25 protein-coding genes are annotated in these 24,254 nt (G+C 66.8%); 10 read left to right on the plus strand and 15 right to left on the minus strand.

Going from position 1 to position 24,254, the window contains the following annotated elements:
- Nucleotides 1-34 precede the first annotated feature (34 nt).
- Genes ACGRVM_RS15180 through ACGRVM_RS15190 form a run of 3 tightly spaced genes read right to left on the minus strand, consistent with a single transcriptional unit; the run spans nucleotide 35 to nucleotide 2,533 of the window.
- On the minus strand, nucleotides 35-934 hold the full coding sequence (locus tag ACGRVM_RS15180; RefSeq protein WP_377173009.1) for a transglutaminase domain-containing protein: 900 nt from the start codon (nucleotides 932-934) through the stop codon (nucleotides 35-37).
- Between the two features lie 11 nt (nucleotides 935-945).
- The gene (locus ACGRVM_RS15185; RefSeq protein WP_377173011.1) at nucleotides 946-1,995 is read right to left on the minus strand and encodes a permease; all 1,050 of its coding nucleotides are present in this window, start codon (nucleotides 1,993-1,995) and stop codon (nucleotides 946-948) included.
- 55 nt (nucleotides 1,996-2,050) lie between these two features.
- On the minus strand, nucleotides 2,051-2,533 hold the full coding sequence (locus ACGRVM_RS15190) for an ArsR/SmtB family transcription factor (protein WP_377173013.1): 483 nt from the start codon (nucleotides 2,531-2,533) through the stop codon (nucleotides 2,051-2,053).
- A 69-nt stretch (nucleotides 2,534-2,602) separates the two neighbouring features.
- On the opposite strand from ACGRVM_RS15190, the gene ACGRVM_RS15195 reads away from it, so the two are divergent.
- The 8 genes from ACGRVM_RS15195 to ACGRVM_RS15230 all read left to right on the plus strand — a co-directional run bounded on the left by ACGRVM_RS15195 (nucleotide 2,603) and on the right by ACGRVM_RS15230 (nucleotide 10,700).
- Nucleotides 2,603-3,418 (plus strand): lytic murein transglycosylase, encoded by an 816-nt coding sequence (locus ACGRVM_RS15195; RefSeq protein WP_377173014.1) that lies wholly within the window; start codon nucleotides 2,603-2,605, stop codon nucleotides 3,416-3,418.
- 107 nt (nucleotides 3,419-3,525) lie between these two features.
- Complete coding sequence (gene dddP / locus ACGRVM_RS15200; RefSeq protein WP_377173016.1) at nucleotides 3,526-4,872, plus strand: dimethylsulfonioproprionate lyase DddP; 1,347 nt, start codon at nucleotides 3,526-3,528, stop codon at nucleotides 4,870-4,872.
- A 101-nt stretch (nucleotides 4,873-4,973) separates the two neighbouring features.
- Nucleotides 4,974-6,185 (plus strand): bifunctional alpha/beta hydrolase/OsmC family protein, encoded by a 1,212-nt coding sequence (locus ACGRVM_RS15205; RefSeq protein WP_377173018.1) that lies wholly within the window; start codon nucleotides 4,974-4,976, stop codon nucleotides 6,183-6,185.
- Nucleotides 6,186-6,260: 75 nt separating this feature from the next.
- Entirely contained in the window at nucleotides 6,261-7,565 is a 1,305-nt protein-coding gene (gene purB, locus ACGRVM_RS15210; protein WP_377173020.1) for an adenylosuccinate lyase, read from the plus strand.
- 115 nt (nucleotides 7,566-7,680) lie between these two features.
- On the plus strand, nucleotides 7,681-7,836 hold the full coding sequence (locus tag ACGRVM_RS15215; protein ID WP_377173021.1) for a hypothetical protein: 156 nt from the start codon (nucleotides 7,681-7,683) through the stop codon (nucleotides 7,834-7,836).
- Nucleotides 7,837-7,919: 83 nt separating this feature from the next.
- The gene (locus ACGRVM_RS15220; protein ID WP_377173023.1) at nucleotides 7,920-8,465 is read left to right on the plus strand and encodes a hypothetical protein; all 546 of its coding nucleotides are present in this window, start codon (nucleotides 7,920-7,922) and stop codon (nucleotides 8,463-8,465) included.
- Between the two features lie 114 nt (nucleotides 8,466-8,579).
- A complete protein-coding gene (locus ACGRVM_RS15225) occupies nucleotides 8,580-9,647 on the plus strand; it encodes a flagellar motor switch protein FliG (RefSeq protein ID WP_377173025.1) in 1,068 nt (355 codons plus the stop codon).
- 87 nt (nucleotides 9,648-9,734) lie between these two features.
- Nucleotides 9,735-10,700 (plus strand): lysophospholipid acyltransferase family protein, encoded by a 966-nt coding sequence (locus ACGRVM_RS15230; RefSeq protein ID WP_377173026.1) that lies wholly within the window; start codon nucleotides 9,735-9,737, stop codon nucleotides 10,698-10,700.
- Here ACGRVM_RS15230 and ACGRVM_RS15235 read toward each other — a convergent pair.
- Nucleotides 10,689-11,399 (minus strand): DUF1223 domain-containing protein, encoded by a 711-nt coding sequence (locus tag ACGRVM_RS15235; protein WP_377173028.1) that lies wholly within the window; start codon nucleotides 11,397-11,399, stop codon nucleotides 10,689-10,691. The two genes, ACGRVM_RS15230 and ACGRVM_RS15235, sit on opposite strands and share 12 nt — an antisense overlap.
- 381 nt (nucleotides 11,400-11,780) lie before the next feature.
- Between ACGRVM_RS15235 and acnA the strand changes: the two genes are divergently transcribed.
- Both acnA and ACGRVM_RS15245 read left to right on the plus strand, forming a co-directional pair.
- Complete coding sequence (gene acnA / locus ACGRVM_RS15240; protein ID WP_377173030.1) at nucleotides 11,781-14,552, plus strand: aconitate hydratase AcnA; 2,772 nt, start codon at nucleotides 11,781-11,783, stop codon at nucleotides 14,550-14,552.
- A gap of 194 nt (nucleotides 14,553-14,746) precedes the next feature.
- Nucleotides 14,747-16,054: a short-chain fatty acid transporter gene (locus ACGRVM_RS15245; protein ID WP_377173031.1), complete on the plus strand. Its 1,308-nt coding sequence runs from the start codon at nucleotides 14,747-14,749 to the stop codon at nucleotides 16,052-16,054.
- A 16-nt stretch (nucleotides 16,055-16,070) separates the two neighbouring features.
- Here ACGRVM_RS15245 and ACGRVM_RS15250 read toward each other — a convergent pair whose 3' ends face one another.
- From ACGRVM_RS15250 to ACGRVM_RS15300, 11 genes are all read right to left on the minus strand, one after another.
- Nucleotides 16,071-16,613 carry a DsbE family thiol:disulfide interchange protein gene (locus ACGRVM_RS15250; RefSeq protein ID WP_377173032.1) on the minus strand — a complete coding sequence of 181 codons (543 nt, stop codon included), beginning with the start codon at nucleotides 16,611-16,613 and terminating at the stop codon, nucleotides 16,071-16,073.
- Nucleotides 16,606-16,764 (minus strand): heme exporter protein CcmD, encoded by a 159-nt coding sequence (gene ccmD, locus ACGRVM_RS15255; RefSeq protein ID WP_377173033.1) that lies wholly within the window; start codon nucleotides 16,762-16,764, stop codon nucleotides 16,606-16,608. The genes ACGRVM_RS15250 and ccmD overlap by 8 nt, the downstream gene beginning before the upstream one ends.
- Entirely contained in the window at nucleotides 16,761-17,495 is a 735-nt protein-coding gene (locus ACGRVM_RS15260; RefSeq protein ID WP_377173034.1) for a heme ABC transporter permease, read from the minus strand. Before ACGRVM_RS15260 ends, ccmD begins: the two co-directional genes overlap by 4 nt.
- 23 nt (nucleotides 17,496-17,518) lie before the next feature.
- Complete coding sequence (gene ccmB, locus ACGRVM_RS15265; protein WP_377173035.1) at nucleotides 17,519-18,175, minus strand: heme exporter protein CcmB; 657 nt, start codon at nucleotides 18,173-18,175, stop codon at nucleotides 17,519-17,521.
- Nucleotides 18,172-18,789: a heme ABC exporter ATP-binding protein CcmA gene (gene ccmA / locus ACGRVM_RS15270; protein WP_377173037.1), complete on the minus strand. Its 618-nt coding sequence runs from the start codon at nucleotides 18,787-18,789 to the stop codon at nucleotides 18,172-18,174. The genes ccmB and ccmA overlap by 4 nt, the downstream gene beginning before the upstream one ends.
- A gap of 51 nt (nucleotides 18,790-18,840) precedes the next feature.
- A complete protein-coding gene (locus tag ACGRVM_RS15275; protein ID WP_377173038.1) occupies nucleotides 18,841-19,194 on the minus strand; it encodes an Mth938-like domain-containing protein in 354 nt (117 codons plus the stop codon).
- A 25-nt stretch (nucleotides 19,195-19,219) separates the two neighbouring features.
- Entirely contained in the window at nucleotides 19,220-19,990 is a 771-nt protein-coding gene (locus ACGRVM_RS15280) for a sulfite exporter TauE/SafE family protein (RefSeq protein WP_377173040.1), read from the minus strand.
- Entirely contained in the window at nucleotides 19,977-22,610 is a 2,634-nt protein-coding gene (gene secD, locus ACGRVM_RS15285) for a protein translocase subunit SecD (RefSeq protein WP_377173042.1), read from the minus strand. The genes ACGRVM_RS15280 and secD overlap by 14 nt, the downstream gene beginning before the upstream one ends.
- 49 nt (nucleotides 22,611-22,659) lie before the next feature.
- Nucleotides 22,660-22,962 carry a preprotein translocase subunit YajC gene (gene yajC / locus ACGRVM_RS15290; protein WP_377173044.1) on the minus strand — a complete coding sequence of 101 codons (303 nt, stop codon included), beginning with the start codon at nucleotides 22,960-22,962 and terminating at the stop codon, nucleotides 22,660-22,662.
- A 112-nt stretch (nucleotides 22,963-23,074) separates the two neighbouring features.
- Complete coding sequence (locus tag ACGRVM_RS15295) at nucleotides 23,075-23,431, minus strand: cupin domain-containing protein (protein ID WP_377173046.1); 357 nt, start codon at nucleotides 23,429-23,431, stop codon at nucleotides 23,075-23,077.
- A gap of 30 nt (nucleotides 23,432-23,461) precedes the next feature.
- Nucleotides 23,462-24,253, minus strand: coding sequence for a nitrilase-related carbon-nitrogen hydrolase (locus tag ACGRVM_RS15300; RefSeq protein ID WP_377173049.1), 792 nt, complete (start codon nucleotides 24,251-24,253; stop codon nucleotides 23,462-23,464).
- Nucleotide 24,254 lies beyond the last annotated feature (1 nt).

Raw genomic sequence — 24,254 nt, forward strand, 5'->3', positions numbered from 1 at the left:
CGAGGGATGGTGCGGGAATGCGCGCGCCAAGAGATCAAGCCATGTCGGGCAGGCGGGCATCATCGAAAACGATCTCGCGAAGCGGTGCGTCCATCACTCCGCCAGAACCGATGCCGATCGGCACGCCGATGATTTTCGCCTCGTGGATCGCCCCATCGACGACATGGCGATGGCCCATCGAATGGCAGAGCGCAAGGCGGCAGCCCGGCCGGGGGTCGCGCGTCGGTTGGACGGGGCCAAGCCCCGCCTTCATGTGATGCGCGATATCCCATTCGAGTATCCGCACGCCCTCGGGGCCATGATGGCGGGTCGCCACCCAGCAATGGCCGTCGAGCGCCCGGCGCCGCACCTGTCCGGCTCGCGCCTCGTCCCGCTCGGCGGGGAAGAACACTCCGTAGAGATAGGCCGCCTCGATCCCGGCGGCGCGCAGGGACGCGACGAAATACGTGTTGATGTCCACGCATGATCCCGGCGTCGCGCCGCAAGCGAGATACGGCACCGCATCCTGTCCGTCCGTGAAGCGATGTTCGGGGTGAGCGTAGGCGAAACGCGCCCGTGCCGCCTCGGCCAGCGCTTGCGCCGCGTCGGCATCGGTTCCTCCCGACCGACGCACGGCGTCGGCCGTCCCGCGTGCGTCTTGCGCCAGCGCCTCGGCCGCCGTCGTGTATCGTGTCGCGCGCGGGCGGAACGCCGCCTCTGGCCAGCCTTGTCCCGGCTCGGGCGGCGCTACCCCATATCGGATGGTCACTTCCGCACTGCATGGGGCGATCACGGCCGCCGCCTGCTCGAGGCCATGCGCCTGCGATATCGCGACGATTTCGCCCCCGGTTACGGTCAGGCCCGTAACGGTCTCGGTCGGCATCGCCAGACCCGCCGGCGCGAGCAGGCGCCGGCAATCTGCGGCATCGACAGTGAAGGCGAGCGTTCCGTGCATTCCCATCCTGATCACCCGACCCAAGCCTGGAACAGCAGGCCCGCGGCCAGCGAGCCGGTCAGGGCCAGGCCGATATAGAGCGCGAAGACCTGAGGCCGGGCGAGCGCCCAGACCGCGATGGCCGCTGGCAGTGACGTGACGCCGCCGGCCACGAGGAACGCGAGGCCCGCACCGGGCGCCATTCCCTGCTCGATCAGTCCCGAGACCAGTGGCAGTGCCGCATAGCCGTTCAGATAGGCCGGAACGCCCACCAACGTGGCGGTCAGCACCGAGCCGAACCCCTCGCCGCCGACGGAGGCCGCGACCCACTCGGCCGGGACATAAGTGATCATGAGGCTTTCGAGTACGAAAGCCAGCGTCAGCCATTTGAACAGGAAGAGAGACGTCTTGATTCCTTCGCGGGCGAACTTCTCGCGCCGTGCTTCCTCGCGCCAGAAGGCCCAGAGCGGAGGTTTGGGATTGCGGACGGATGCGGCGCCGCAGCCGCCATTGCCCACACCTTCGCGCAGCGGCTCGGCGAAGGCGCTGGCCCGCGTCAGGATCAGGGTCGCATAGCCGCCGAAAAGGCCGAGGCCGATGGCCGCGAGCGTCTTGGCGGTGGCGAATTCGAAGCCGAGGACGCCTGCGGTAAGTGCATACATGGAGGGGTCGATCACCGGAGAGGCGAGCCAGAAGGCCATCACGGCCGATAGCGGAACCCCCATCGCGAGAAGCGCGGCGATCAAGGGTATGACGCCGCAGGAACAGAACGGCGACAATCCCCCGAAGGCCGCCGCCAGCGCGATCATGAGAACGGGAGCGCCGGTGAAGGCCTTGGCGATCAGATTGTCGGCACCCGATGCCCCGGCATAGGCGGCGAGACCTATGGAGAGCAGCAGGTAGGGTGCGGTTTCCAGCAGGGCGCGGGCGGTGAAGGCGAGGCTTTCGGCCCCTTGAGCCGGGTCGAGCAATGCGATCGCGATGAGAATGAGCGCCGCGACGAGCCAGACGCGCTCATTCGTCAGAACGTGGCGCCCTATCGAGACGCCGCGACCGGACAGATGAAAGATGGCTTTGCTCATGATAACATCCCTAGTCATATAGTTTCTTTTGGGCGAAAAAGAATCGGCGCGCGGATCATGCGGCATCCTCCTTGAGCGTCACGCCCTGGCAGCACTCGTCGGTGAGAAAGCGAAGTGCGCGGTTCATCACCTCATAATCGACGCGGTTCACGACCTCTCGCCCCCGCTTTTCCTGAATGACAAGCCCCGCTGACACGAGCTGCCGCAGGTGATGGGCGAGCGTGGAAAGCGGTATTCCCGTATGCTCGGCGATATCACCGATGATCAAACCCTCTTCACCCGCGCGAACGAGCAACCGATAGACGTTGAGCCGCGCCTCGTGACCGAGGGCGGCAAGTGCGCGGGCGGTTGTGGCTGTCTGGTTCATGATGACTAAATAACCACAAATATAGTCATATGCAAGCGGATCCTGGATTGGAGAGCCAATAAATGCGGACACGCCCCGAACCTTTTTCGCCCATCCGCAGTTGATCCCAAGCTCGCCCCTATCCGGGGCGGCCGCTTTTTCATCGCCGACAGCCCGGTGGCGCGACGTCATCGGCAGGCTAGGCAGCCGCCCGCGCAAGCGCTAGGCTGCTCGAAAGATAACGTTGGATCCGGGATCATCATGCGCCTCATCGCTCTTGCCTTCGCTGCCGCCACAGCCGCTCTTGCCGCCGCCCCGGCGGCGGCCCAGTGCATCACATCCAAGGGGGCGTTCACCCAGTACAAGCAATCGCTCGCCCAGACCGCCGCCGCCGAGGGTGTGGGCGAGCGCGGGCTTCAGGCGCTGTCGCAGGCGGGGCTTTCGGACATCACGTGGCGCTTCGAGTCGCAGCCTTCGAGCCAGACGGGCACGCTTCAGGGCGATCCGGCCCAATTCCTCGCAAAGCGCTCGGGCAGCTCGGCCGCCAATTTCATCGCGCAGGTCAAGAACCGCATCGCGCGCAATCCGAACACCTTCGCCGCGATCGAGCAGCGCTACGGCGTGCCCGCCAGCATTCTCGCCACGATCTGGGGGCTCGAGACGAGTTGGGGCGGCTATATGGGCCGCACGCCCATCGTCAGCGGCGCCGTGACGCTCGCGTCCTATTGCCGCCGCTTTCCGCGCTTCGTGCCGCATGCCGTCGCGGCGTTGCAACTGGTCGATCGGGGCGTCATCACCGCGGGCACGCAGGGCGGCCCCTCGGGTGAGCTGGGGCATATGCAATTCCTCGCGGGCAACTGGGCGCGGTTCGCGGTGGACGGCGACGGCAACGGGCGCGCCGATCCCTATTCGGCGGCGGATGCCCTTGCTACGGCGGCCAACATGCTGCGCGCCAATGGCTGGCAGGCCGGTCAGCCCTTCGGCGAGGGCACCGCGAATTTCCGCGTCCTCTCGGCCTGGAACGACAGCGGCAACTACCAGCGCGCCATCGCCTACAGCGCCGAACGCGTTCAGTAGCGGCGCGGAACGGCACGGATGCGGCGCATCCGCGTCGCAAACCGCCCAGACAGCGCGCTTTCCTATGCGTCAACCTGACTCCAGCATCCTGTGCCGGAGCCAGCGCCATGAACCTGCATTACCGCGATACACGCAAGATCGACCCCACACGCGGAGCCACGCTCGGCGACAACACCCCGAACGATCAGGACCGCGTCGAGATCGGGCCGACGCAACTGGCCTATGCCGAATGGGCGGCGGCGGGCCTTGCGCTGCCGGACCTTCAGGAGATGCGCCGCTATCGCTGGGAGCGGCTCACGCAGCATGTCGTGGCGCGCGGATATGCGGGCCTTCTGATGTTCGATCCGCTCAACATCCGCTACGCGACCGACAGCACCAACATGCAGCTTTGGAACACGCATAACCCGTTCCGCGCCGTGCTTCTCTGCGCCGATGGCTACATGGTGATCTGGGATTACAAGAATTCGCCCTTCCTGAGCGAGTTCAATCCGCTCGTGCGCGAGCAGCGCAGCGGGGCGGACCTCTTCTATTTCGACCGGGGCGACAGGATCGACGTGGCCGCCGATGTCTTCTCGAACGAGCTGCGCCATCTTCTGGCCGAGCATGCGCCGGGCAACATGCGCCTTGCCGTCGACAAGATCATGCTGCACGGGCTGCGCGCTCTGGAGGCGCAGGGGATCGAGGTGATCCCGGGCGAGGAGCTGACCGAGAAATGCCGCGCCATCAAGGGCCCGGACGAGATCAAGGCGATGCGCTGCGCGTCCCATGCCTGCGAGACCGCGGTGCGCGCGATGGAGGAGGCCGCCCGCGCGGGCGTGCCGCGCGGCGACATGTCCGAGGACGACATCTGGGCGGTGCTTCATGCCGAGAACATCCGGCGGGGCGGCGAGTGGATCGAAACGCGTCTTCTGACGTCCGGGCCGCGCACGAACCCCTGGTTCCAGGAATGCGGCGGGCGGATCGTCCAGGAGAACGAGATCGTGGCCTTCGACACCGACCTCGTCGGCAGCTACGGCATCTGCGTCGATATCAGCCGGACGTGGTGGATCGGCGACGCGCGCCCCCGCCCCGACATGATCGACGCGATGCGGCACGGGATCGAGCATATCCGGCACAACATGGCGCTTCTGCGCCCCGGCATCACCATCCCCGAGATCACGGAGCGCGCCCATCGTCTCGCGCCCGAATACCAGCGCGGCAAATACGGCTGCCTCATGCACGGGGTCGGGCTGTGCGATGAATGGCCGCTGGTGGCCTATCCCGATCAGGCGGTCCCCGGCGCCTTCGACTACGCGCTCGAGCCGGGCATGACGCTCTGTGTCGAGGCGCTGGTCAGCCCCGAGGGCGGCGATTTCTCGATCAAGCTCGAGGACCAGGTGCTCATCACCGAGGACGGATACGAGAACCTGACGCGCTATCCCTTCGACGCCGCGCTGACGGGCGGTGCGATCTGAGGGCGTCACGACTCTCACCTTGCCGTGAAAAGTGATGCGACAGGGGTGCAAGCGCGGCCGCGCGTGACTAGTCTGACCCATGCCAAGGGGAGATATGCGCGATGCCGACGACACGCCTGACATTCACCGGCCATGACGGGGCGGAGCTTGCCGCGCGGCTCGACATGCCCGAAGGCCCGCATCTGGCGACCGCGCTCTTCGCGCATTGCTTCACCTGCTCCAAGGACATTCCCGCCGCGCGCCGCATCGCCGCGCGCCTCGCGGGTGCCGGGATCGCGGTCCTGCGCTTCGACTTCACCGGGCTCGGCCATTCCGAGGGCGAGTTCGAGAACACGACCTTCTCGTCCAATGTCGGGGATCTCGAGCGGGCCGCGGAGGCGCTCGAGGCGCGGGGCATGGCCCCGAGCCTTCTTATCGGCCACTCGCTCGGCGGCGCGGCGGTGCTGCGCGTCGCGGGGCGCCTTGCATCGGTCAAGGCCGTCGTGACGATCGGCGCGCCCTTCGATCCGGGCCACGTGACGCATAACTTCGCGGGCGCGCTCGAGCGGATCGCGGCGGATGGCAGCGCCGAGGTGGATCTGGGCGGGCGCCCTATCCGCATCGGGCGCGCTTTCGTCGAAGACGTGAGCGCCGCCGCCCTCGCACCCGATATCGCCGCATTGAAGAAGGCGCTGCTGATCCTGCATGCGCCGCTCGACGAGGTGGTCGGCATCGACAACGCCGCCGAGATCTTCCGCGCCGCGCGCCATCCGAAAAGCTTCGTGACGCTCTGTAACGCCGATCACCTCGTCACCCGGCCCGAGGATGCCGAATACGCCGCCGAGGTGATCGCCGCATGGGCCGCGCGCTATCTCGAGCTGCGCCCGCCCGCACCGCCGCCCGGCGCGCCCGAGGGCATCGTCCGGGTCAGCGAGGCGGACCGCGACGGTTTCTTGCAGGACATCAACTCCGGCCCGCGCCATCACGCCGTCGCGGACGAGCCGCGCGCCTATGGCGGCACCGACAGGGGCATGTCGCCCTACGGCTTCCTGTCGGCAGGATTGGGCGCCTGCACCTCGATGACGATCCGCATGTATGCGCGGCGCAAGGACTGGCCGCTCGATCATGTGCGCGTCGATGTGAGCCATGACAAGGTGCATGCGCAGGACGCGGGCGGCGCCTCTCCCGAGAAGGTGGACCGCTTCATCCGCACCGTCTTTCTGGAAGGCGATTTGAGCGACGAGCAGCGCACGCGCCTTTTGGAGATCGCGGACAAATGCCCCGTGCACCGCACGCTCGAGGCCAGCTCGGAAATCGTCACGCGCGCGGGCTGACCCGCCCTCGCCTTGGCATTCGGGCCGCCTCGGGCTAAACCGCGCGCAACCGCATCCCAGCGCAGAGGCCTGCCCATGATTCCCCGCTATTCCCGCCCCGATATGGTCGCCATCTGGTCGCCCGAGACGAAGTTCCGCATCTGGTTCGAGATCGAGGCGCATGCCTGCGACGCGATGGCCGATCTGGGCGTGATCCCGCGCGAGAATGCCGAGGCGGTCTGGAAGGCCAAGGACGTGGAATTCGACGTGGCACGGATCGACGAGATCGAGGCCGTGACCAAGCATGACGTGATCGCGTTCCTCACGCATCTGGCCGAGCATGTGGGCAGCGACGAGGCGCGTTTCGTGCATCAGGGCATGACCTCCTCGGACGTGCTCGACACCTGCTTCAACGTGCAGCTCGTCCGCGCGAGCGACATCCTGATCGAGGACATGAAGGCGCTTCTGGCCGCGCTCAAGCGCCGCGCGCTCGAGCACAAGGACACTGTCCGCGTCGGCCGCAGCCACGGCATCCATGCCGAACCGACGACGATGGGTCTCACCTTCGCGCGCTTCTACGCCGAGATGGACCGCAACCTGGCGCGGCTGAAGACGGCGCGCGAGGAAATCGCCACGGGCGCGATTTCCGGCGCGGTCGGCACCTTCGCCAATATCGACCCGCGCGTCGAAGAGCATGTCTGCGAGAAACTCGGCCTTCAGCCCGAGCCGATCAGCACGCAGGTGATCCCGCGCGATCGCCATGCCGCCTTCTTCGCCACGCTGGGCGTCATCGCCAGCAGCATCGAGAATGTCGCGATCGAGATCCGTCACATGCAGCGCACCGAGGTGCTCGAGGGCGCGGAATTCTTCTCGATGGGGCAAAAGGGCTCCTCGGCCATGCCGCACAAGAAGAACCCCGTGCTGACCGAAAACCTCACCGGCCTCGCGCGCATGGTGCGCTCGGCGGTGGTGCCCGCGATGGAGAACGTGGCGCTCTGGCACGAGCGCGACATCTCGCATTCCTCGGTCGAGCGGATGATCGGACCGGACGCGACGATCACGCTCGATTTCGCGCTGGCGCGGCTGGCGGGCGTCGTCGACAAGATGCTGATCTTCCCGGACAACATGCTCGACAACATGAACAAATTCCCCGGCCTCGTGATGAGCCAGCGGGTTCTGCTGGCGCTGACGCAGGCGGGCGTGAGCCGCGAGGACGCCTATGCGATGGTGCAGCGCAACGCGCTGAAGGTCTGGGAAGAGCGCACCGATTTCAAAGAGGAACTCCTGGCCGACGAAGAGGTCGTCGCGGCGCTCGGCAAGGACGGGATCGAGGAGAAATTCGATCTCGGTTACCACACCAAGCATGTCGACACGATATTCGCGCGCGTTTTCAAGGACTGACGGCAAGATGCGGTGCTTTGGCCTGAGGCCAAGCGCCGCACCTTCGAAATTGTGATTAGGCGGCGCGGGGCCTTTGCAGTTACCGTTGCGTCACCCAACCACAGGAGGCACGTCCATGAAGACCCTCGGAATCGCACTGGCCCTCACGCTTGCGCCCACGCTGACGCTGGCCATGGGGTGCAACTACTCCAAGGACCAGCAGGCGATGTCCTGCGCCGCCGGCACCACCTACGACAAGGATGCCAAGGCCTGTCTGCCGGTCAGCGGCTGACGCGACCACCGCAAACGACGAATGACGGCTCGCCTTACCGGCGGGCCGTTCTAGTTTTCGGGTGTGAAACGACAGGAGATGTCATGTTGAAATCCCCCTTGATCGCCGCGAGCCTCGCGGCGTTGATCGCGCCCGGCGCCGCCATGGCCGCAGGCGGCGGCAGCAGCACCGCGCCCAAGCCGACCGAGACCACCACGACCTGCGAGAACGGGCAGGTCTGGGACAAGGACGCACAGGCATGCGTCAACCCCCAGAGCGGCGCGCTCTCGCCCGAGGAACTGATAGAGGCCGTGCGCGAGCTGGCTTATGCGGGCCAGTACGAGAACGCGCGCAAGGTTCTGGCGGCGATGCCCGACCAGACCGCGCCGGGCGTGCAGACCTATCTGGGCTTCACCGCGCGCAAGATGGGCGACATGGCCGCCGGCATGGCCCATTATGAGGCCGCGCTCGCGCAGGATCCGAGCGATCTGCTGGCGCGCTCCTACATGGGGCAGGCGCTGGTCGAGATGGGCGACAGCGTCGGCGCCTACAAGCAGCTTCTGGCGATCCGCGACCACGGCGGCACCGGAACCTGGGCCGAAGCGTCGCTGCGCGGCGCGATCGAGACGGGGACGGGCTATTCCTACTGATCCCGGTCCACCCGGCGGCGCGGCGGTGAGACGCCTCCGCGCTGCCGGGTCCGGCTTAGGCATTTCTTCACGCCTCGCGGTCTAGATTTGCGGCACGCCCGCATGAGGACCGACATGACCCAGCCCACCCCGCTCGCGCGCATCGCGGTGCCAGGCGCGCCGCGCGCCACCACCGCCGCACGGCTGACCCGGCGCCAGAAGGCGGCGATCATCGTACGTTTTCTCATCAACGAAGGCGCGGATGTGCGCCTGTCGGATCTGCCCGACGCGCTTCAGGGCACGCTCACCGCGCAGATGGGGCGCATGCGCTATGTCGATCGCGCGACGCTCGTTTCCGTCGTGGCCGAGTTCGCGGCCGAGCTCGAGGCGATGGGGCTGACCTTCCCACATGGGATGGCCGGCGCGCTCAGCGCGCTCGACGGGCGCATCAGCCCGCAGACCGCCGCGCGTCTTCGCAAGGAGGCGGGCGTGCGCCAGTTCGGCGATCCGTGGGAGCAGGTGCGCGCCGCGAATGTCGACGATCTGGTGCCCATCGCGCTGGCCGAAAGCACCGAGGTGGCGGCGGTCATGCTGTCCAAGCTCGACGTGGCGCGCGCCGCCGATCTGCTCAGCCGCCTGCCCGGCGACGTGGCCCGGCGCGTGACCTTCGCCGTCGCGCAGACCGACGCGGTGACGCCCGGCGCGGTCGATCGCATCGGCCTCGCCCTCGCCGCGCAACTGAGCGACATCCCCGAAACCGCCTTCGACGAAGGCCCGGCGAGCCGGATCGGCGCCATTCTCAACTCCACCTCGTCGAGCCTGCGCGACGACGTCCTGACCGGCCTCGATGCCGAGGATCGCGCCTTCGCCGCAAAGGTGCGCCGCGCGATCTTCACCTTCGCCGACATTCCCGCGCGCGTCGCGGATGCGGATGTGCCGAAATTCACCCGCGAGGTGGATCAGTCCGTGCTGGTGACCGCGCTGGCCGCAGCGGCGCAGGGCGCGCTCGGCGAGGTGGCGGACTTCATTCTGGCCAACATGTCCCGCCGCCTTGCCGATGCCCTCCGCGAGGAGATGGAGGAGGCGGGACGCATCCGCACCAAGGAGGGCGAGGAGGCGATGACGCAGGTCGTCAATGGCATCCGGCGCCTCGAATCGGTGGGGGAGATCACGCTCCGCAGGCCGGAGAGCGAGGAGGAGTAGCGGGGAGCGCCCCTCCCCCTGCCGGCTTGTGATCGTGCGGGGCGCGCTTTATGTCTGCCCAACCCGATCCAAGCGGCGAGGCGAAAGATGAGCAAAGGCGGCGACACTCCCAAGGATCCCTGGACGGATCGCGCGCGCGAATACGCCGTCAATCTCGCGCTGCGCCTGCTGATCGCGCTGGCGGGGCTTATGCCTTATCGCTGGCGCATACCTGCGCTCGGCTGGATGACGTCGCGCATCGTCGCGCCGCTCGCCGGGTATTCCGCGCGCGTGCGCGAGAATCTCGCGCTGGCGCTGCCCGATCTGCCCGAGGCCGAAATGCGCCGCCTCATGCGCGCCGTGCCCGACAATGCCGGGCGCAACATGATGGAGATGTATTCCGCCGACGAGTTCTCGGCCCGCGCGCGCCACTCGCCGGTCAGCGGGCCGGGCCTTCCCGCGATCGAGGCCGCCCGCGCCGAGGGGCGGCCGGTGATCTTCGTGACCGGGCATCTGGGCAGCTTCAACGCCGCGCGCGTCGCGATGGTCGAGCAGGGATTCGAGATGGGCGTCTTCTACCGCCCGATGAAGAACCGCTATTTCAACGTCCATTACACCGAGGCGATGGGATCGCTCAGCCAGCCGATGTTCGAGCAGGGCCGGCGCGGCATGGTGCAGATGACCAAGCATCTGAAAGGCGGCGGCGTTCTGGCCATCCTCAACGATCTCAACGCGCATGGGGGCGTGCCGCTTCCGTTTTTCGGCCAACCCGCGCTGACCTCGCTCGTCACCGCCGAGCTTGCTCTGAAGTTCGACGCGCCGCTCGTGCCGGTCTGGGGGATCCGCCGCAAGAACGGGCTCGATTTCGACATCCATGTCGAGGAGCCTATCGCGCCGGGCGATCCCGTCGCGATGACGCGCGAATTCAACGAGCGGCTGGAGCGGCAGGTGCGCCGAAACATGGATCAGTGGTTCTGGATCCATCGGCGCTGGAAGGACGGCACCGGCGACATGGCCGATCAGGGCGCCGCGCGCCTCGCGCAGATGCAGGGGGGCGGCGATCTACTCGAGTAGCGCCGCCGCCTCGACCGGGCCATAGCCCGGACGCTGGAGAATCACCGCGATCTTGGCGTCCTGCGGCACGCGCACCTTCATCGAGAGCGGCTGCGCGGGATCCCAGCGTCCCAGCTCGCTCAGATCGGTCACGATATTCATGTAGGAATAGGTGTGGCCCGCGTTCTCGCCATGGTCGATCGAGACGGTCCGCTCGGGCAGATACTGGGCGACCTGCACGATCAGCGGGGCGACGAACCCCGCATCGGCCTCGGCCTCGATCACCATCTGCCCGCCCTCGCGGCTCAGCGACAGCGCGACATGATCGGGCGCGGCGAGGTGACGGTCGATCATCTCGGTCACGTCTCTAGGGCGATTTCCGACGACCGCATCCTGCCCGCCGATCACCATCTGGGGCGTATAGACCATGTCGCGCCCCGAAGCGGCGGCATAGCCGTATTGCCGCTTGGTATGCGCGGCCTTCCCGAAAAGATCGTCGAAAATGTAGTCCCAGTAGTCGACATGAAACGCGAGCGCGATCACGTCCTCGCGCGCCGCCAACTGGTGCAAAAGCGCGTCCGCCGGCGGACAGGACGAGCAGCCCTGGGAGGTGTAGAGCTCGACCAGCACCGGGCGGTCGCCCGCATCGGCGCCGCGCGCCACGACGATGGGAGAGGCGAGCGCGGCGGCTGCCATCACGAGGGGTATGAATCTGCGCATGAGCATCCTGTCGATCTCTGCCTAGACCCTGCACGCTATGCGCGAGGCTCCTGAAACACCAATCAAGGTTTCGTCAGCGACCGGCGAGGCGAGCGCTGGCTGCACTGGACGCGCAGCTCGGTGTGCAATAGTATACAAAAATGGCGATGACCACTTGATCGCCCTTTTCAAATGCGCCAGAACCGCTGGCGATACCCCCGCCGCGCCGCTGCACGCGCGCGCCGACCGGGGCCGGGATGCAACGAAAGGCGCGCATCGCGCGTTCCGTTCGGTCCGGCCCGCTCGCGCCGCAGATACGCGACAGGAGCCAAGAATTTCCCGAGCCGCGCGGGCCGAGGCCCTCGTGCGACAACCGTTTCGATGACCCGAAAGGATAGCCCGATGCCAATCAACGTGGGACACGACTCCGCCAAGACCCGCAAAACGCTGAAATCCGGCGACCAGACTGTCGCCTATTACTCGATCAAGGCCGCCGAAGAGGCCGGTCTCGGCGATTTCAGCAAGCTGCCGGCGGCGCTCAAGGTCGTGCTGGAGAACATGCTGCGCTTCGAGGACGGCAAGACCGTCACGCAGGACGACATCAAGGCATTCTCGGAATGGGCGACGAAAGGCGGCAAGAACCCGCGCGAGATCGCCTATCGCCCGGCGCGCGTCCTGATGCAGGATTTCACCGGCGTGCCCGCCGTGGTGGACCTCGCCGCGATGCGCGACGGGATCGTGGCGCTCGGCGGCAAGGCGCAGCAGATCAACCCGCTGAACCCGGTCGATCTGGTCATCGACCACTCGGTCATGATCGACGAGTTCGGTAACCCGCGCGCCTTCCAGATGAATGTCGACCGCGAATACGAGCGCAACATGGAGCGCTACCAGTTCCTGAAATGGGGTCAGGGCGCGTTCAACAATTTCCGCGTCGTGCCCCCCGGCACCGGCATCTGCCATCAGGTCAACCTCGAATATCTCGCGCAGACCGTCTGGACCGACACCGACCAGAACGGCGAGGAAGTCGCGTATCCCGACACGCTCGTCGGCACCGACAGCCACACCACGATGGTCAACGGCGCGGCCGTGCTGGGTTGGGGCGTCGGCGGGATCGAGGCCGAGGCGGCGATGCTCGGCCAGCCCATCTCCATGCTCATCCCCGAGGTCGTCGGCTTCGAGCTGACCGGCAAGATGATGGAAGGCACGACGGGCACCGACCTCGTGCTGAAGGTCGTCGAGATGCTGCGCGAGCGCGGCGTGGTCAGCAAATTCGTCGAATTCTACGGCGAGGGTCTCGATCACCTGCCGCTCGCGGATCGCGCGACCATCGCCAATATGGCGCCGGAATACGGCGCGACCTGCGGCTTCTTCCCGATCGACGACGAGACGCTCCGTTATCTCACCCAGACCGGCCGCGACAAGGACCGCATCGCGCTGGTCGAGGCCTACGCCAAGGAGAACGGCATGTGGCGCGGGCCGGATTACGCGCCAGTCTACAGCGACACGCTGCATCTCGACATGGGCACCATCGTGCCCGCGATCTCGGGCCCCAAGCGCCCGCAGGACTACATCGCGCTCGACAAGGCCGCGAAGGAATTTCACAAGTATATCGAGGGCCAGCGCAGCGCCAAGGACGGCAGCGCGAATGCCGAAGGGCGCTGGGAGGCCGAGGGCGGCCAGCCCGAGCCGACGGCCATTCCGGGCGACGAGGGCAATCACAAGCGCGGTTTCGTGACCGAGGGTGACGGCTATCAGCTCCATGACGGCTCGATCGTGATCGCCTCGATCACCTCCTGCACCAACACGTCGAACCCATATGTCATGATCGGCGCGGGCCTCGTCGCGCGCAAGGCCGCCGAGCGCGGACTGACCCGCAAGCCGTGGGTCAAGACGTCGCTCGCGCCGGGCAGCCAGGTCGTCTCGCATTATCTCGAGGCGGCGGGCCTTCAGGAGGATCTGGACAAGATCGGCTTCAACCTCGTCGGATACGGCTGCACCACCTGCATCGGCAACTCCGGCCCGCTTGATCCCGAGATCAGCAAATGCATCAACGACAACGACCTGATCGGCGTGTCGGTGCTGTCGGGCAATCGCAATTTCGAGGGGCGCATCAGCCCCGATGTGCGCGCCAACTACCTCGCCTCGCCGCCCCTAGTCGTGGCCTATGCGCTGGTCGGCGACATGAATGTCGATATCACCACCGCATCGCTCGGCAAGGACAAGGATGGCAAGGACGTCTATCTCAAGGATCTGTGGCCGACGCAGGCCGAGATCGCGGAGCTGGTCGAGGCGACGGTGACGCGCGAGGCGTTCCAGTCGAAATACGCCGATGTCTTCAAGGGCGACGAGAAGTGGCAGGAGGTCGAGACCTCCGAGGGCGAGACCTATGACTGGCCCGCGCAATCCACCTACGTGCAGAACCCGCCCTATTTCCAGGGCATGTCCAAGGATCCGGGCAGCATCTCGAATATCGAGAACGCGCGCGTTCTGGCGCTTCTGGGCGACATGGTCACGACCGATCACATCAGCCCCGCGGGCAGCTTCAAGGAATCGACGCCTGCCGGCCAGTATCTGCGCGAGCGTCAGGTGCCTGTGCGCGAGTTCAACTCCTACGGCTCGCGGCGCGGCAATCACGAGGTGATGATGCGCGGCACCTTCGCCAACATCCGCATCCGCAACGAGATGCTGGACAATGTCGAGGGCGGCTACACGCTCGGGCCGGACGGCGAGCAGATGTCGATCTTCGACGCCGCGATGGCCTATCAGGAGAATGACACGCCGCTGGTGATCTTCGCGGGCGAGCAATACGGCGCGGGCTCGAGCCGCGACTGGGCGGCCAAAGGCACGGCCCTTCTGGGCGTCAAGGCCGTCATCGCCGAGGATTTCGAGCGCATCCACCGCTCGAACCTCGTGGGCATGGGCGTCATTCCCTTCGAGTTCATGAATGGCGACACCCGCAAGTCGCTGGGCCTGACCGGCAAGGAGAGCGTATCGATCAAGGGTCTCGACACTCTCAAGCCGCAGGCCGAAGTGCCGTGCACCATCACGATGGAGGATGGCAGCGTGAAGGAGATCACGCTGAAATGCCGGATCGATACGGCCATCGAGATCGAATATGTCGAGAATGGCGGCGTTCTGAACTACGTTCTGCGCGATCTGGCCAAGTCGGCCTGACGCGCCCCTGATCGAGCTACGAAACGGCCCCCATCGCGGGGCCGTTTTCATATCCGGCCCTTGCCGCCGGGATGGGCGCCGCGCCTTGGGGCCTTTCCCCTGCCGGCCAACCCCCGGATGAAATCCCTCGCCTGAGTGCAACCTCAGCCGCGCGCCGCGCGTTGGGGATTGGCTGAACGGGAGGAGACTTCATCATGCTGCATGCCATCTCGCAACCGATGGTGCGTCTGGTCGACCGCTATCTTCCGGATCCCTTCGTCTTCGTCGTGGTGCTGACCCTCATCGCCGGTCTCGCCGCCGTATTGGGCCAAGGGACCGGACCGCTCGAGGTGGTGACGATGTGGGGCGATGGGTTCTGGTCGCTCCTCTCGTTCTCGATGCAGATGCTTCTCGTGCTCGTGACGGGCTACATGATGGCCTCGACGCCGCTGGTGCGGAGGGGCCTTTCGGCGCTCGCGTCCCTCGCCGGGAGCGCGGGCGGCGCGATCCTTCTGGTCAGCATCGTCTCGCTCGTCGCGTCGTGGATCAACTGGGGCTTCGGCCTCGTGGTCGGTGCGCTTTTCGCCAAGGAGCTCGCGCGCACGATCAAGGTGGATTACCGCCTTCTGGTGGCCTCGGCCTATTCGGGCTTCATCGTCTGGCATGGCGGCCTCGCGGGCTCGATCCCGCTCTCGATCGCGACCGAGGATCATCCCTTCGCGGACATCACCGGCATCATCCCAACCTCCGAGACGATCTTCTCGCCCTTCAATCTCGCGATCGTCGCCGCGCTCTTCATCGCCGTGCCGCTCATCAACCGCGCCATGATGCCGAGCGAGGCGGAGAGCGTCTATGTCGATCCCGCGCTCCTCGACGAGGGCAAGGCGCGGGGCGAGGAGGCCAGCACTCCCGCCGAATGGCTCGAGCGCAGCCCGGCGCTGTCGATGCTGATCGGCGCTGCGGGCGCGGCCTGGCTGATCCAGTATTTCGCCACCGGTGGCGGGCTGTCGCTCAACGTCATCAACTTCCTCTTCCTGACGCTGGCGATCCTGCTGCACGGCAACCCGCGCAACCTGCTCGATGCGCTCACGGAAGGCGTCAAGGGCGGCGCGGGCATCGTGATCCAGTTCCCGTTCTACGCGGGGATCATGGCGATCATGGTGCAATCGGGCCTCGCGGCCAGCATCTCCGAAGGGCTCGTGGGCTTTGCCAGCGACGTGACGCTGCCCTTCTGGGCCTTCATCTCGGCGGGCATCGTCAACTTCTTCGTGCCGTCGGGCGGCGGCCAGTGGGCGGTTCAGGCGCCGGTGATCCTGCCGGCGGCCGAGGCCTTGGGCACGGACCTTGCCCGCGTGTCGATGGCGGTCGCGTGGGGAGATGCGTGGACGAACATGGTGCAGCCCTTCTGGGCGCTGCCGATCCTCGGGATCGCGGGTCTGCGCGCGAAGGACATCATGGGCTTCTGCATGATCCACCTCGTGCTGTCGGGCGTCATCATCGCGCTCGGCCTGACCTTCATCTGACCGCGCGGGCCCGTGCCTACTGACCGGCCAGCGCCTCTTCGAGCGCGGGCTTGAACCGCTGCTCGTAATCGCTGCCGATCAGCGGTCCGGCATAGCGGAAGAGAACCGTGCCGTCGCCGTCCACGATGAAGGTTTCGGGCGGGGCGGTGACGCCCCAGTCAATCGCCGTCTGGCCCTTGGGATCGAACCCGAGCGCGAAGAAGGGATCGCCGTCCTCGTCCAGATATTTCTGCGCCTGCGACGCCTCGTCCTTGAAATTGATGCCGGCGACGCGCAGGCCCGACGCGTCCAGCTCCTTCAGCTTGGGATGCTCGGCACGGCAGGGCGGGCACCAGCTCGCCCAGAAATTGACGATGGTCACCTCACCGCTGCGCAGGTCCGCGTCGGTCAGAAGGGCGCGCCCGTCCAAACCCTCCTCCGGCACCGAGGGCGCGGGCCGCCCGATGAAGACCGAGCGCAGATCGTCCGGGTTCTCGCGCTGCATGCCGACATAGAAGAGCAGGGCAAGGCCGGCGAAAAGCGCGGGGGGCGCGATCATCAGGGGCGATATTCTAGCCATTGCCGCGCATCCTTTGCTCCAGCGTCTCGAGCTGTCGGCGCATGCGGCGCGCTCGCGCGAGGCTGAGCGCCGAGATCGCAGCTATCAGAGCCAGCGTCACGCCGTAGGAGGCGAGAACGGCGAAAGCGTATTTGCCGAGCTCGGGCATCATTGTCCCATCCTTTCGCGGGCCATCAGCGCGCGCATCCGGCGCGCGCGGATTTCTGTTTGGGTGCGCAGAAGGATCAGCGCGATCACCAGGAGGACGAAGCCCGCGATGCAGACCAGCAGCGGGAAGTAGAAGACATCCGCCACGTTCTCCTCCTTGTCGAGGCTGAGCGACGCGCCCTGGTGCAATCCCTGGTTCCAGAAGAGCACGGCGTAGCGGCTGAGGAGCGCGAAGACCGAGCCGACGAGGCAGAGAACCGAGGTGAGATCGGCCGCCGTGTCGTCATTCTCGATCGCGGACCAGAGCGCGATATAGCCCAGATAGAAGAGGAAAAGGATCAGGAAAGAGGTGAGGCGCGGATCCCAGACCCACCACGTCCCCCAGATCGGCTGCCCCCAGAGCGCGCCCGTCACCAGCGCGATCACCGTCATCACCGCGCCCACCGGCGCCGCCGCGCGGGCGGCCAGCGCGCTCACGTGATGGCGCCGCACGATCCAGATCAGCGACGCGACGAGCATCATGAGCCATGCGTTGATCGCCATGAGCGCGGAGGGCACATGCAGGTAGATGATCTTGACGCTGGCGCCCTGCCGGTAATCCTCGGGCGTGAAGAAAAACCCCCAGACCAGCCCCACCAGCAACGAGACCAGCGCGACGCCTCCGATCCACGGCAGGACGCGATCCGAGGTGGCGATGAACTTGCGCGGGTTCGCATATTCCCAAAGCGAGGCCATTCAAGCGTCCTTCACGTAAAACTCTAGCGCAGGTTGACCCTTACTACCGCAGCCGAGGCGAAGGGCAAGAGCGCGATGGTGCCGCAGGTGATGCCCGCGAGCATCAAGAGCGGCATGGCGTAGTCCTGCCCCTCCGCGCCGCGCCGCGCGGCCTCGGCTCCGAAAATCAATGTAGGCACGTAGAGCGGCAGCACCAAGAGCGACAGAAGCAATCCGCCGCGACGAATTCCCACGGTCAGCGCCGCGCCGAACGTGCCGATCACGCTCAATGCAGGCGTGCCGAGCGCGAGCGACAGGGTGAGCGGCAGATAGCCCTCGCCCGGAAGGCTCAGCAGCACGGCCAGCACCGGCGCGGCGAGGACGAGCGGCAGGCCCGTGGTCAGCCAATGCGCCAGCGCCTTCACCGCCGTCAGCGCCTCGAGCGGCAGCGGCGCCGTGGCCAGAAGATCGAGCGAGCCGTCCTCGTGATCGAGCGCGAAGATCCGGTCGAGCGACAAAAGGCAGGCGAGAAGCGCGCCGAGCCACAGAATGCCCGGCGCGATGACGGAATGCAGATCACCGCGCGGGCCGACCGCGAAAGGCACGAGCGTGACGACGATCAGGAAGAAAGCGAGGCCGAGGCCGAAGCCGCCCCCTGCCCGCACCGCAAGCCGCAGATCGCGCATGAGGAGCGCGATCACAGGAACGCCTCGTCGAAATCATCGAGCGCCGCCGCGCGCGCCTTGTAGGGACCGACATCGAGCGTCTCCGCCTCGTCCAGCCCGAGCTCGATATGCGTGGCGACGATGGCCGCGCCGCCGCCCGCCAGATGCGCCCGCAGGGCGGCGGCGAACATGGCCGTCGCATCCCGGTCGAGCGAGACCGTCGGCTCGTCCAGGAGCCAGACGGGCCGGCGCGCCACGATGAGCCGCGCGAGGCCCAAGCGCCGTTTCTGCCCCGCCGAGAGCGCGGCGGCGGGCCGCTCGGCCAGCGGCTCCAGCGCATAGGCGGCGAGCGCGGACGCGACATCGCCCCCCGCGAAGATCGCGGCCCAGAAGGCGAGGTTCTCGCGCACGCTCAGCGCGCTCTTGATGCCGTCGGCATGGCCCGCATAGACCAGCCCGCCTTCCTCTGCCTCGATACTGCCCGCGAGCGGCGGCTGAAGTCCCGCCAGCGTGCGCAGAAGCGTCGTCTTGCCCGCGCCGTTCGGCCCGCGCAGGACAAGCGCGCGGCCCGGCGCGAGGGCCAGCGAGACGCCCTCCAGCACGGCGATGCCGCCGCGCGTGACGCTCAGGTTATGGGCAGTCAGCAACATGCGCGCAGGCTTAGCGCATCGCGTGCGGCGAAGGAAGCGGACGCGGCGCGGTCAGACCGGCAGCACGGCGGCCGCGACGCGGCGCCCCTCGGACAACAGCACGTTGTAGGTGCGGCAGGCGGCGGGCGAGCTCATGGTCTCGACGCCGATCCCGGCGTCTTCGAGCGGGCGGCGCAGATCCTCGGGGATATGCGCGATCTCGGGGCCGGTGCCGATGAAGATGACGTCCACCTCGCCCAGCAGCGCGAGGAGCGGCTGCGCATCGCCGAGACCCTCCCAGCCGCGGGCGCCGGTCTCGGTGACGATCACGGCGCCGCGCATGACCTGCCCGCCGACCCGGAAGAAACCGGGGCCATAGCCGTCGATCGGGGTGGCCTCGGCGAAGGTGACTTCGTTCAGCTGCATTGCGGCTCTCCTTCTTGCCAAACGCTCATTGCCAGATCGGCAGGCCCGCCAGCACCGCGAAGCCAATGACCGTCAGCGCGGCGCGGCGATAGAGCGCCTCCTGCGCGGGATTGAACAACGCCTGCCCCGCCAGCATGCCCACAAAGTAGGGCACCGAGAGCAGCGCGGCCAGCCAAAGAATCGACATGTCGGTGAAGCCGCGCAGCATGAGGTTGGCGACGATCACCACGTCCATCGCGCCGAGGAACAGGATCGTGTTGGCGCGCACCGTCTGCGCGACGCGCCCGCCCGCGAGGTAAAAGAGCACCACGACCGGCCCAGTGAGGCCCGTCATCCCGCCCAAAAGGCCCGCGACGGCGCCGATGGCGATCACGACCCAAAGCGTCGTGCGGCCCGAATAATGCCAGCCGGAAACGAGCGCGAGCAACGTGCCGCCCGCGAAGACCGCGACGATCCAGCGCACGATGGTGGCGTCCAGCAGATCCATGATCCAGAGGCCCATCGGGACGGTCGGCAGCGCGGCCAGCACCAGAAGCGCCACCTGCCCCTTGTCGGCATGCGCCCACGCGCGCGGCACCAGCGCGCCGATGCTGGCGATCTCGACCAGCGCGATGATGGCGATGACGTGGACGGGCGGCAGGAAGATGCCCGCGACAGGCACGAAGATCAGCGCCGAGCCGAAGCCGGTGAACCCGCGCACGATCCCGGCCGCCGCCAACGTGACCGCCAGCCACCAGAAGCCGGGATGCGCCATCGCCCCGGCAATGGCCGGGGCGAGCGCGTCAAGCATCGACATTCGCGAACTGATTGCCGGAATTGGCGTCTGGCTTGGACCAGTCCCGCTTGACGCCCAGCCACATCAGGATCACCGCCGCGACGAAGATCGAGCTGTAGGTGCCGACGACGATGCCCCACATCATGGCGAAGACGAAGCCGCGGATCACGTCGCCGCCGAGGAAATAGAGCGCCAGCAGCGCCAGCATCGTGGTGAAGGAGGTCACGATGGTCCGGCTGAGCGTTTCGTTGATCGACAGGTTCAGCACCTCGAGAAGCGGCCGCGACTTGTATTTTCGCAGGTTCTCGCGGACGCGGTCGAAGACGATCACCGTGTCGTTGAGCGAATAGCCCACGATGGTCAGCAGCGCCGCGATGGTCGCCAGATCGAACTGGAGCTGCAACTCCGAGAAGACGCCGATGGTGAGGATGACGTCATGGACGAGGGCCACCACCGCCCCGAGCGCGAATTGCCATTCGAAGCGTAGCCAGATGTAGACCAGCACCGCCCCGATGGCCAGGAGCACCGCGATGGCCGCCGTCTGGATCAACTCGCCGGAAACTTTCGGGCCCACGCTCTCGACGGAGGTGAAGGTGATGTCGGGCACCGCCTCCTGAAGCGCGCCTTCGACGGCGGCGATGGTCTCGGGCGTCACCGCCTCGGCGCCGTCCTGCGCCTGGATGCGGATCATCGAGACGTTCTGATCGGGGCCGAAGGTGGGATCGAACACCTCGGTGATGCTGATATCGCCCAGATCGAGCGTCTGCATCGCGCCGCGATATTCGGCGATGTTCACCGGCTGCTCGCTCTGGGTGCGGATCGTCGTGCCGCCCCGGAAGTCGATGCCGAAATTGAGGCCCTGCAGCAGGAAAGAGCCGAGAGCGACCACGATGAAAAGCGCCGAAAGCCCGAGGGACATCTTCCAGCGACCAAGGAAATTCACGTTGGTCTCGGCTTTCACCATGCGCAGCGCACGGCCCTGAAGCACCGTCTTGGGGCGCTTGCGCTCGAACCACATGACGGCGATGAGGCGTGTGACGAAGATCGCCGTGAAGACCGAGGTGATGATGCCGAGACCGAGCGTGATGGCGAAGCCGCGCACCGGACCCGAGCCCATTGCGAAGAGGATCACGGCGGTGATGAGCGTGGTGATGTTGGCGTCCACGATGGCGCTCAGCGCCTTCTCGTAGCCCAATTCGATCGCGCGCGCGGCACCTTTCGCGGTCTTCATCTCCTCTCGGATCCGCTCGAAGATCAGCACGTTGGCGTCCACGGCCATGCCGATGGTCAGCACGATACCCGCGATGCCCGGCAGGGTCAGCGTGGCGCCGACAAGGCTCAGCAGGCCGAACATGAGCGCGATGTTGATGAGCAGCGCGATATTGGCGAAGAGGCCGAAAAGACCGTAGCTCGCGAACATGAAGACGAGCACCAGCGCGAAGCCGACGATGCAGGCGATCTGACCCGCCTCGATGCTGTCGGCGCCCAGCTCGGGGCCGATGGTGCGTTCTTCGAGGAATTCGAGCCCTGCAGGCAGCGCACCCGCGCGCAGTAGGACCGCGAGATTGGTGCTCTCTTCGACCGAGAAATTGCCGGTGATGATGCCGGAGCCGCCGGGAATATGGCTCTGGATCGTCGGTGCGCTGATGACCTCGTTGTCGAGAACGATGGCGAAGGGGCTGCCGATATTGGCCGCCGTGTAATCGCCGAAGGCGCGCGCGCCGGTGGGGTTGAAGCGGAAGGAGACGGCGGGACGCCCGTTCTGGTCGAAATCGGGCTGCGCATCGACAAGCTCGTCGCCGGTGACGACAGGCGCGCGCTCGAGCACGTAGAAGACGCCCTCCTCGTTCAGCGAGGGCACGACTTCGTTGCCTGCGCCCGCGCTCTCGTTCGCCGAGGAGGCGCGGCCGACGACGGGCTGGAACGTCAATTGCGCGGTGGTGCCGATGATGTCCTTGAGTTCGGTCGCGCTGCCGATGCCGGGCACCTGGATCAGGATGCGGTCGCTGCCCTGACGCTGGATCGTCGGCTCGCGCGTGCCGACCTCGTCGATGCGGCGGCGGATGATCTCGAGCGCCTGGCGCACGGTGCGCTCGTCCGTGGCGCTCTGCTCGGCCTCCGACAGGCGCACGACGATGGCGCCGTCGCGCGTGGTGACGGCGATGTCGTCCGAGCCTGCGGCGGTCAGGCTGGCGACGGGCGTCGCCAGAGTACGCACGAGGGCCGCGGCGCGCTCGGCCTCCTCGGGCCGCTCGTTGAGCCGCACGACGAGTTCGGGGCCATCTGTCGGCTCGAGGCGGATCGTGCCGATCTCGTCGCGATGCTCGCGCAGAAGATCGCGCACGGCGGGCCACATGGCCTCGATGCGGGACTGATAGACATCCTCGACCTGCACTTCGGCCAGAAGATGCGCACCGCCGCGCAGATCGAGACCAAGATTGACCAGACCGCTCGGCATCCAGTCGGGCCAGTCGTCCAGCGCCTCGGCGACCTGCGCCGGATCGGTGCCGCGCTCGACCGCCTGAACGGCGTCGTTATGCCGCTCGACCCGGTCGTAGAAGGCATTCGGCAGCGCCAGAAAGATACCCAAGGCGACGAGGCCCCAGATGAAAAAACGTTTCCACAGATCGATCTGAAGCATGTCGGCGCCTTTTATGCGTGTGCTGGCGGTGGTGTCGGCAGGGCCGCGATCAGCCCTTGGCCGCGCCCTCGGCCGGTTCGGTCTTGGAGACGACCTGCGCGATGGTCGATTTCACGACCCGCACCTTGACGCCCTGGGCAAGCTCGACCTCCAGTTCGTCATTGTCCTTGACCTTGGAGACCTTGCCGATCAGCCCGCCCTGCGTGACCACCTCGTCGCCGCGGCGCAGCGCCTCGACCATGGCGCGATGCGCCTTCAGCTTCTTCTGCTGCGGACGGATGAGCAGGAAATACATGATCGCGAAGATCAGAATCAGGGGAACGAATTGCGCGAACGCGGAACCGCCTTCCATGGGGAGTCTCCTAGATGAAAGCGGGGCCGCCCCCGCAGAATTTGCGCGGAACCTATGGCCCGGCGGCCCTTATTGCAAGGCGCGAAAACGCCGCCCGGGCCGGGTTGCCTGGCTAGCTCGGGAAATCCTCGGGCATCTCGGCGAAGACCGCGATGAGGCAGCCGTTGCGCGTGGTCGAGTGATGCTCGGTCCCGTCGCGCAGCCATACCAGATCGCCGGGACCGTATTCCGTGCCATCATTGTCCATCAGATCGCCCTCGAGGATCAGGAATTCCTCGTCGCCCTTGTGGCGATGCGCGACGGTCGTATGGCCCGGCGGCATGCGGTAGACATAAAAGCCCGCGCCGAGCGGCTTGGCGGTGTTGAGTTGCAGCACCTCGCCATCGGGCTTGCCGTCCGTCTCGATGGGCGTGAAGGTGGCCTCGCGGATATTGGCGACGCGGCGGTCTTCGGTCTTGATGGGCTCCATGATCGTCTCCTGCGTTGTGCGTTCGGGGCTTTATACCAGACCTTGCCGCGCCGCGTCCTCCAGATACGGATTGGCCTCGCGCGACGGACCGAAGGCGGCGGTGTCGATATCGGCGAAGATCAGCGCGTCGCCGCTCTCGCCCGCCTCTGCCAGCACGGCGCCGTCAGGTGCGGCGATGGACGACAGGCCCTGATAGACGAAGCCTTCGTCGGCATCGGCATTGTCGGCATAGGCCACGAAGACCTGGCTTTCGAAGGCGCGCGCGCGGATGGTGTGGCGCGCGATGAACTCGGCCGGGGCGCCCTTCGGCAAGGCGGTGGGCACGGCCACCAGATCGGCCCCCGCGAGCGCGAGACGGCGCACGTTCTCCGGAAACTCGACATCGTAGCAGATGAGGCAGCCCACGTTCAGCCCCTCCATCGGCACGATCACGGTCGAGGGGCCGGCGGCGGTGAAGATGCCGCGCTCGTAATCGCCGTAAAGGCACCCCTTGCGATAGACATGCGCCGCATCGGGCGCGGCGCGGTCGATCATGAGCGCGCTGATATGGCGCGTGCCGCCCGCATCCTCGGGAAAGCCCGCGATGACGCTGATGTCATGCCGCGCCGCCGCCGCGCCCAGCGCGCGCGCCCAGGCGCCATCGGGGCGCTGCGCCTCCTGCGCCAGAACCGGCCCGCGCCCATACCCCGACAGCGCCAGCTCGGGCGCGATCACGAGGCGCGCGCCGCCCTCGGCGGCCTCTTTCATGGCTTCGATCACGCGCGCCGTGCGCACGGCGGGGTCGATCGCGGCGGACATCTGGAAAACGGCGATGCGTGTCATG

The organism is Roseovarius aquimarinus, from assembly GCF_043661195.1.
Lineage (GTDB): Bacteria > Pseudomonadota > Alphaproteobacteria > Rhodobacterales > Rhodobacteraceae > Roseovarius > Roseovarius aquimarinus.

Coding starts and splice junctions, on each gene's coding strand:
- ACGRVM_RS15180 (WP_377173009.1), bottom strand. CDS start 934: ATGCACGGAACGCTCGCCTTCACTGTCGATGCCGCAGATTGCCGGCGC.
- ACGRVM_RS15185 (WP_377173011.1), bottom strand. CDS start 1,995: ATGAGCAAAGCCATCTTTCATCTGTCCGGTCGCGGCGTCTCGATAGGG.
- ACGRVM_RS15190 (WP_377173013.1), bottom strand. CDS start 2,533: ATGACGTCGCGCCACCGGGCTGTCGGCGATGAAAAAGCGGCCGCCCCG.
- ACGRVM_RS15195 (WP_377173014.1), top strand. CDS start 2,603: ATGCGCCTCATCGCTCTTGCCTTCGCTGCCGCCACAGCCGCTCTTGCC.
- dddP (WP_377173016.1), top strand. CDS start 3,526: ATGAACCTGCATTACCGCGATACACGCAAGATCGACCCCACACGCGGA.
- ACGRVM_RS15205 (WP_377173018.1), top strand. CDS start 4,974: ATGCCGACGACACGCCTGACATTCACCGGCCATGACGGGGCGGAGCTT.
- purB (WP_377173020.1), top strand. CDS start 6,261: ATGATTCCCCGCTATTCCCGCCCCGATATGGTCGCCATCTGGTCGCCC.
- ACGRVM_RS15215 (WP_377173021.1), top strand. CDS start 7,681: ATGAAGACCCTCGGAATCGCACTGGCCCTCACGCTTGCGCCCACGCTG.
- ACGRVM_RS15220 (WP_377173023.1), top strand. CDS start 7,920: ATGTTGAAATCCCCCTTGATCGCCGCGAGCCTCGCGGCGTTGATCGCG.
- ACGRVM_RS15225 (WP_377173025.1), top strand. CDS start 8,580: ATGACCCAGCCCACCCCGCTCGCGCGCATCGCGGTGCCAGGCGCGCCG.
- ACGRVM_RS15230 (WP_377173026.1), top strand. CDS start 9,735: ATGAGCAAAGGCGGCGACACTCCCAAGGATCCCTGGACGGATCGCGCG.
- ACGRVM_RS15235 (WP_377173028.1), bottom strand. CDS start 11,399: ATGCGCAGATTCATACCCCTCGTGATGGCAGCCGCCGCGCTCGCCTCT.
- acnA (WP_377173030.1), top strand. CDS start 11,781: ATGCCAATCAACGTGGGACACGACTCCGCCAAGACCCGCAAAACGCTG.
- ACGRVM_RS15245 (WP_377173031.1), top strand. CDS start 14,747: ATGCTGCATGCCATCTCGCAACCGATGGTGCGTCTGGTCGACCGCTAT.
- ACGRVM_RS15250 (WP_377173032.1), bottom strand. CDS start 16,613: ATGGCTAGAATATCGCCCCTGATGATCGCGCCCCCCGCGCTTTTCGCC.
- ccmD (WP_377173033.1), bottom strand. CDS start 16,764: ATGATGCCCGAGCTCGGCAAATACGCTTTCGCCGTTCTCGCCTCCTAC.
- ACGRVM_RS15260 (WP_377173034.1), bottom strand. CDS start 17,495: ATGGCCTCGCTTTGGGAATATGCGAACCCGCGCAAGTTCATCGCCACC.
- ccmA (WP_377173037.1), bottom strand. CDS start 18,789: ATGTTGCTGACTGCCCATAACCTGAGCGTCACGCGCGGCGGCATCGCC.
- ACGRVM_RS15275 (WP_377173038.1), bottom strand. CDS start 19,194: ATGCAGCTGAACGAAGTCACCTTCGCCGAGGCCACCCCGATCGACGGC.
- ACGRVM_RS15280 (WP_377173040.1), bottom strand. CDS start 19,990: ATGTCGATGCTTGACGCGCTCGCCCCGGCCATTGCCGGGGCGATGGCG.
- secD (WP_377173042.1), bottom strand. CDS start 22,610: ATGCTTCAGATCGATCTGTGGAAACGTTTTTTCATCTGGGGCCTCGTC.
- yajC (WP_377173044.1), bottom strand. CDS start 22,962: ATGGAAGGCGGTTCCGCGTTCGCGCAATTCGTTCCCCTGATTCTGATC.
- ACGRVM_RS15295 (WP_377173046.1), bottom strand. CDS start 23,431: ATGGAGCCCATCAAGACCGAAGACCGCCGCGTCGCCAATATCCGCGAG.
- ACGRVM_RS15300 (WP_377173049.1), bottom strand. CDS start 24,253: ATGACACGCATCGCCGTTTTCCAGATGTCCGCCGCGATCGACCCCGCC.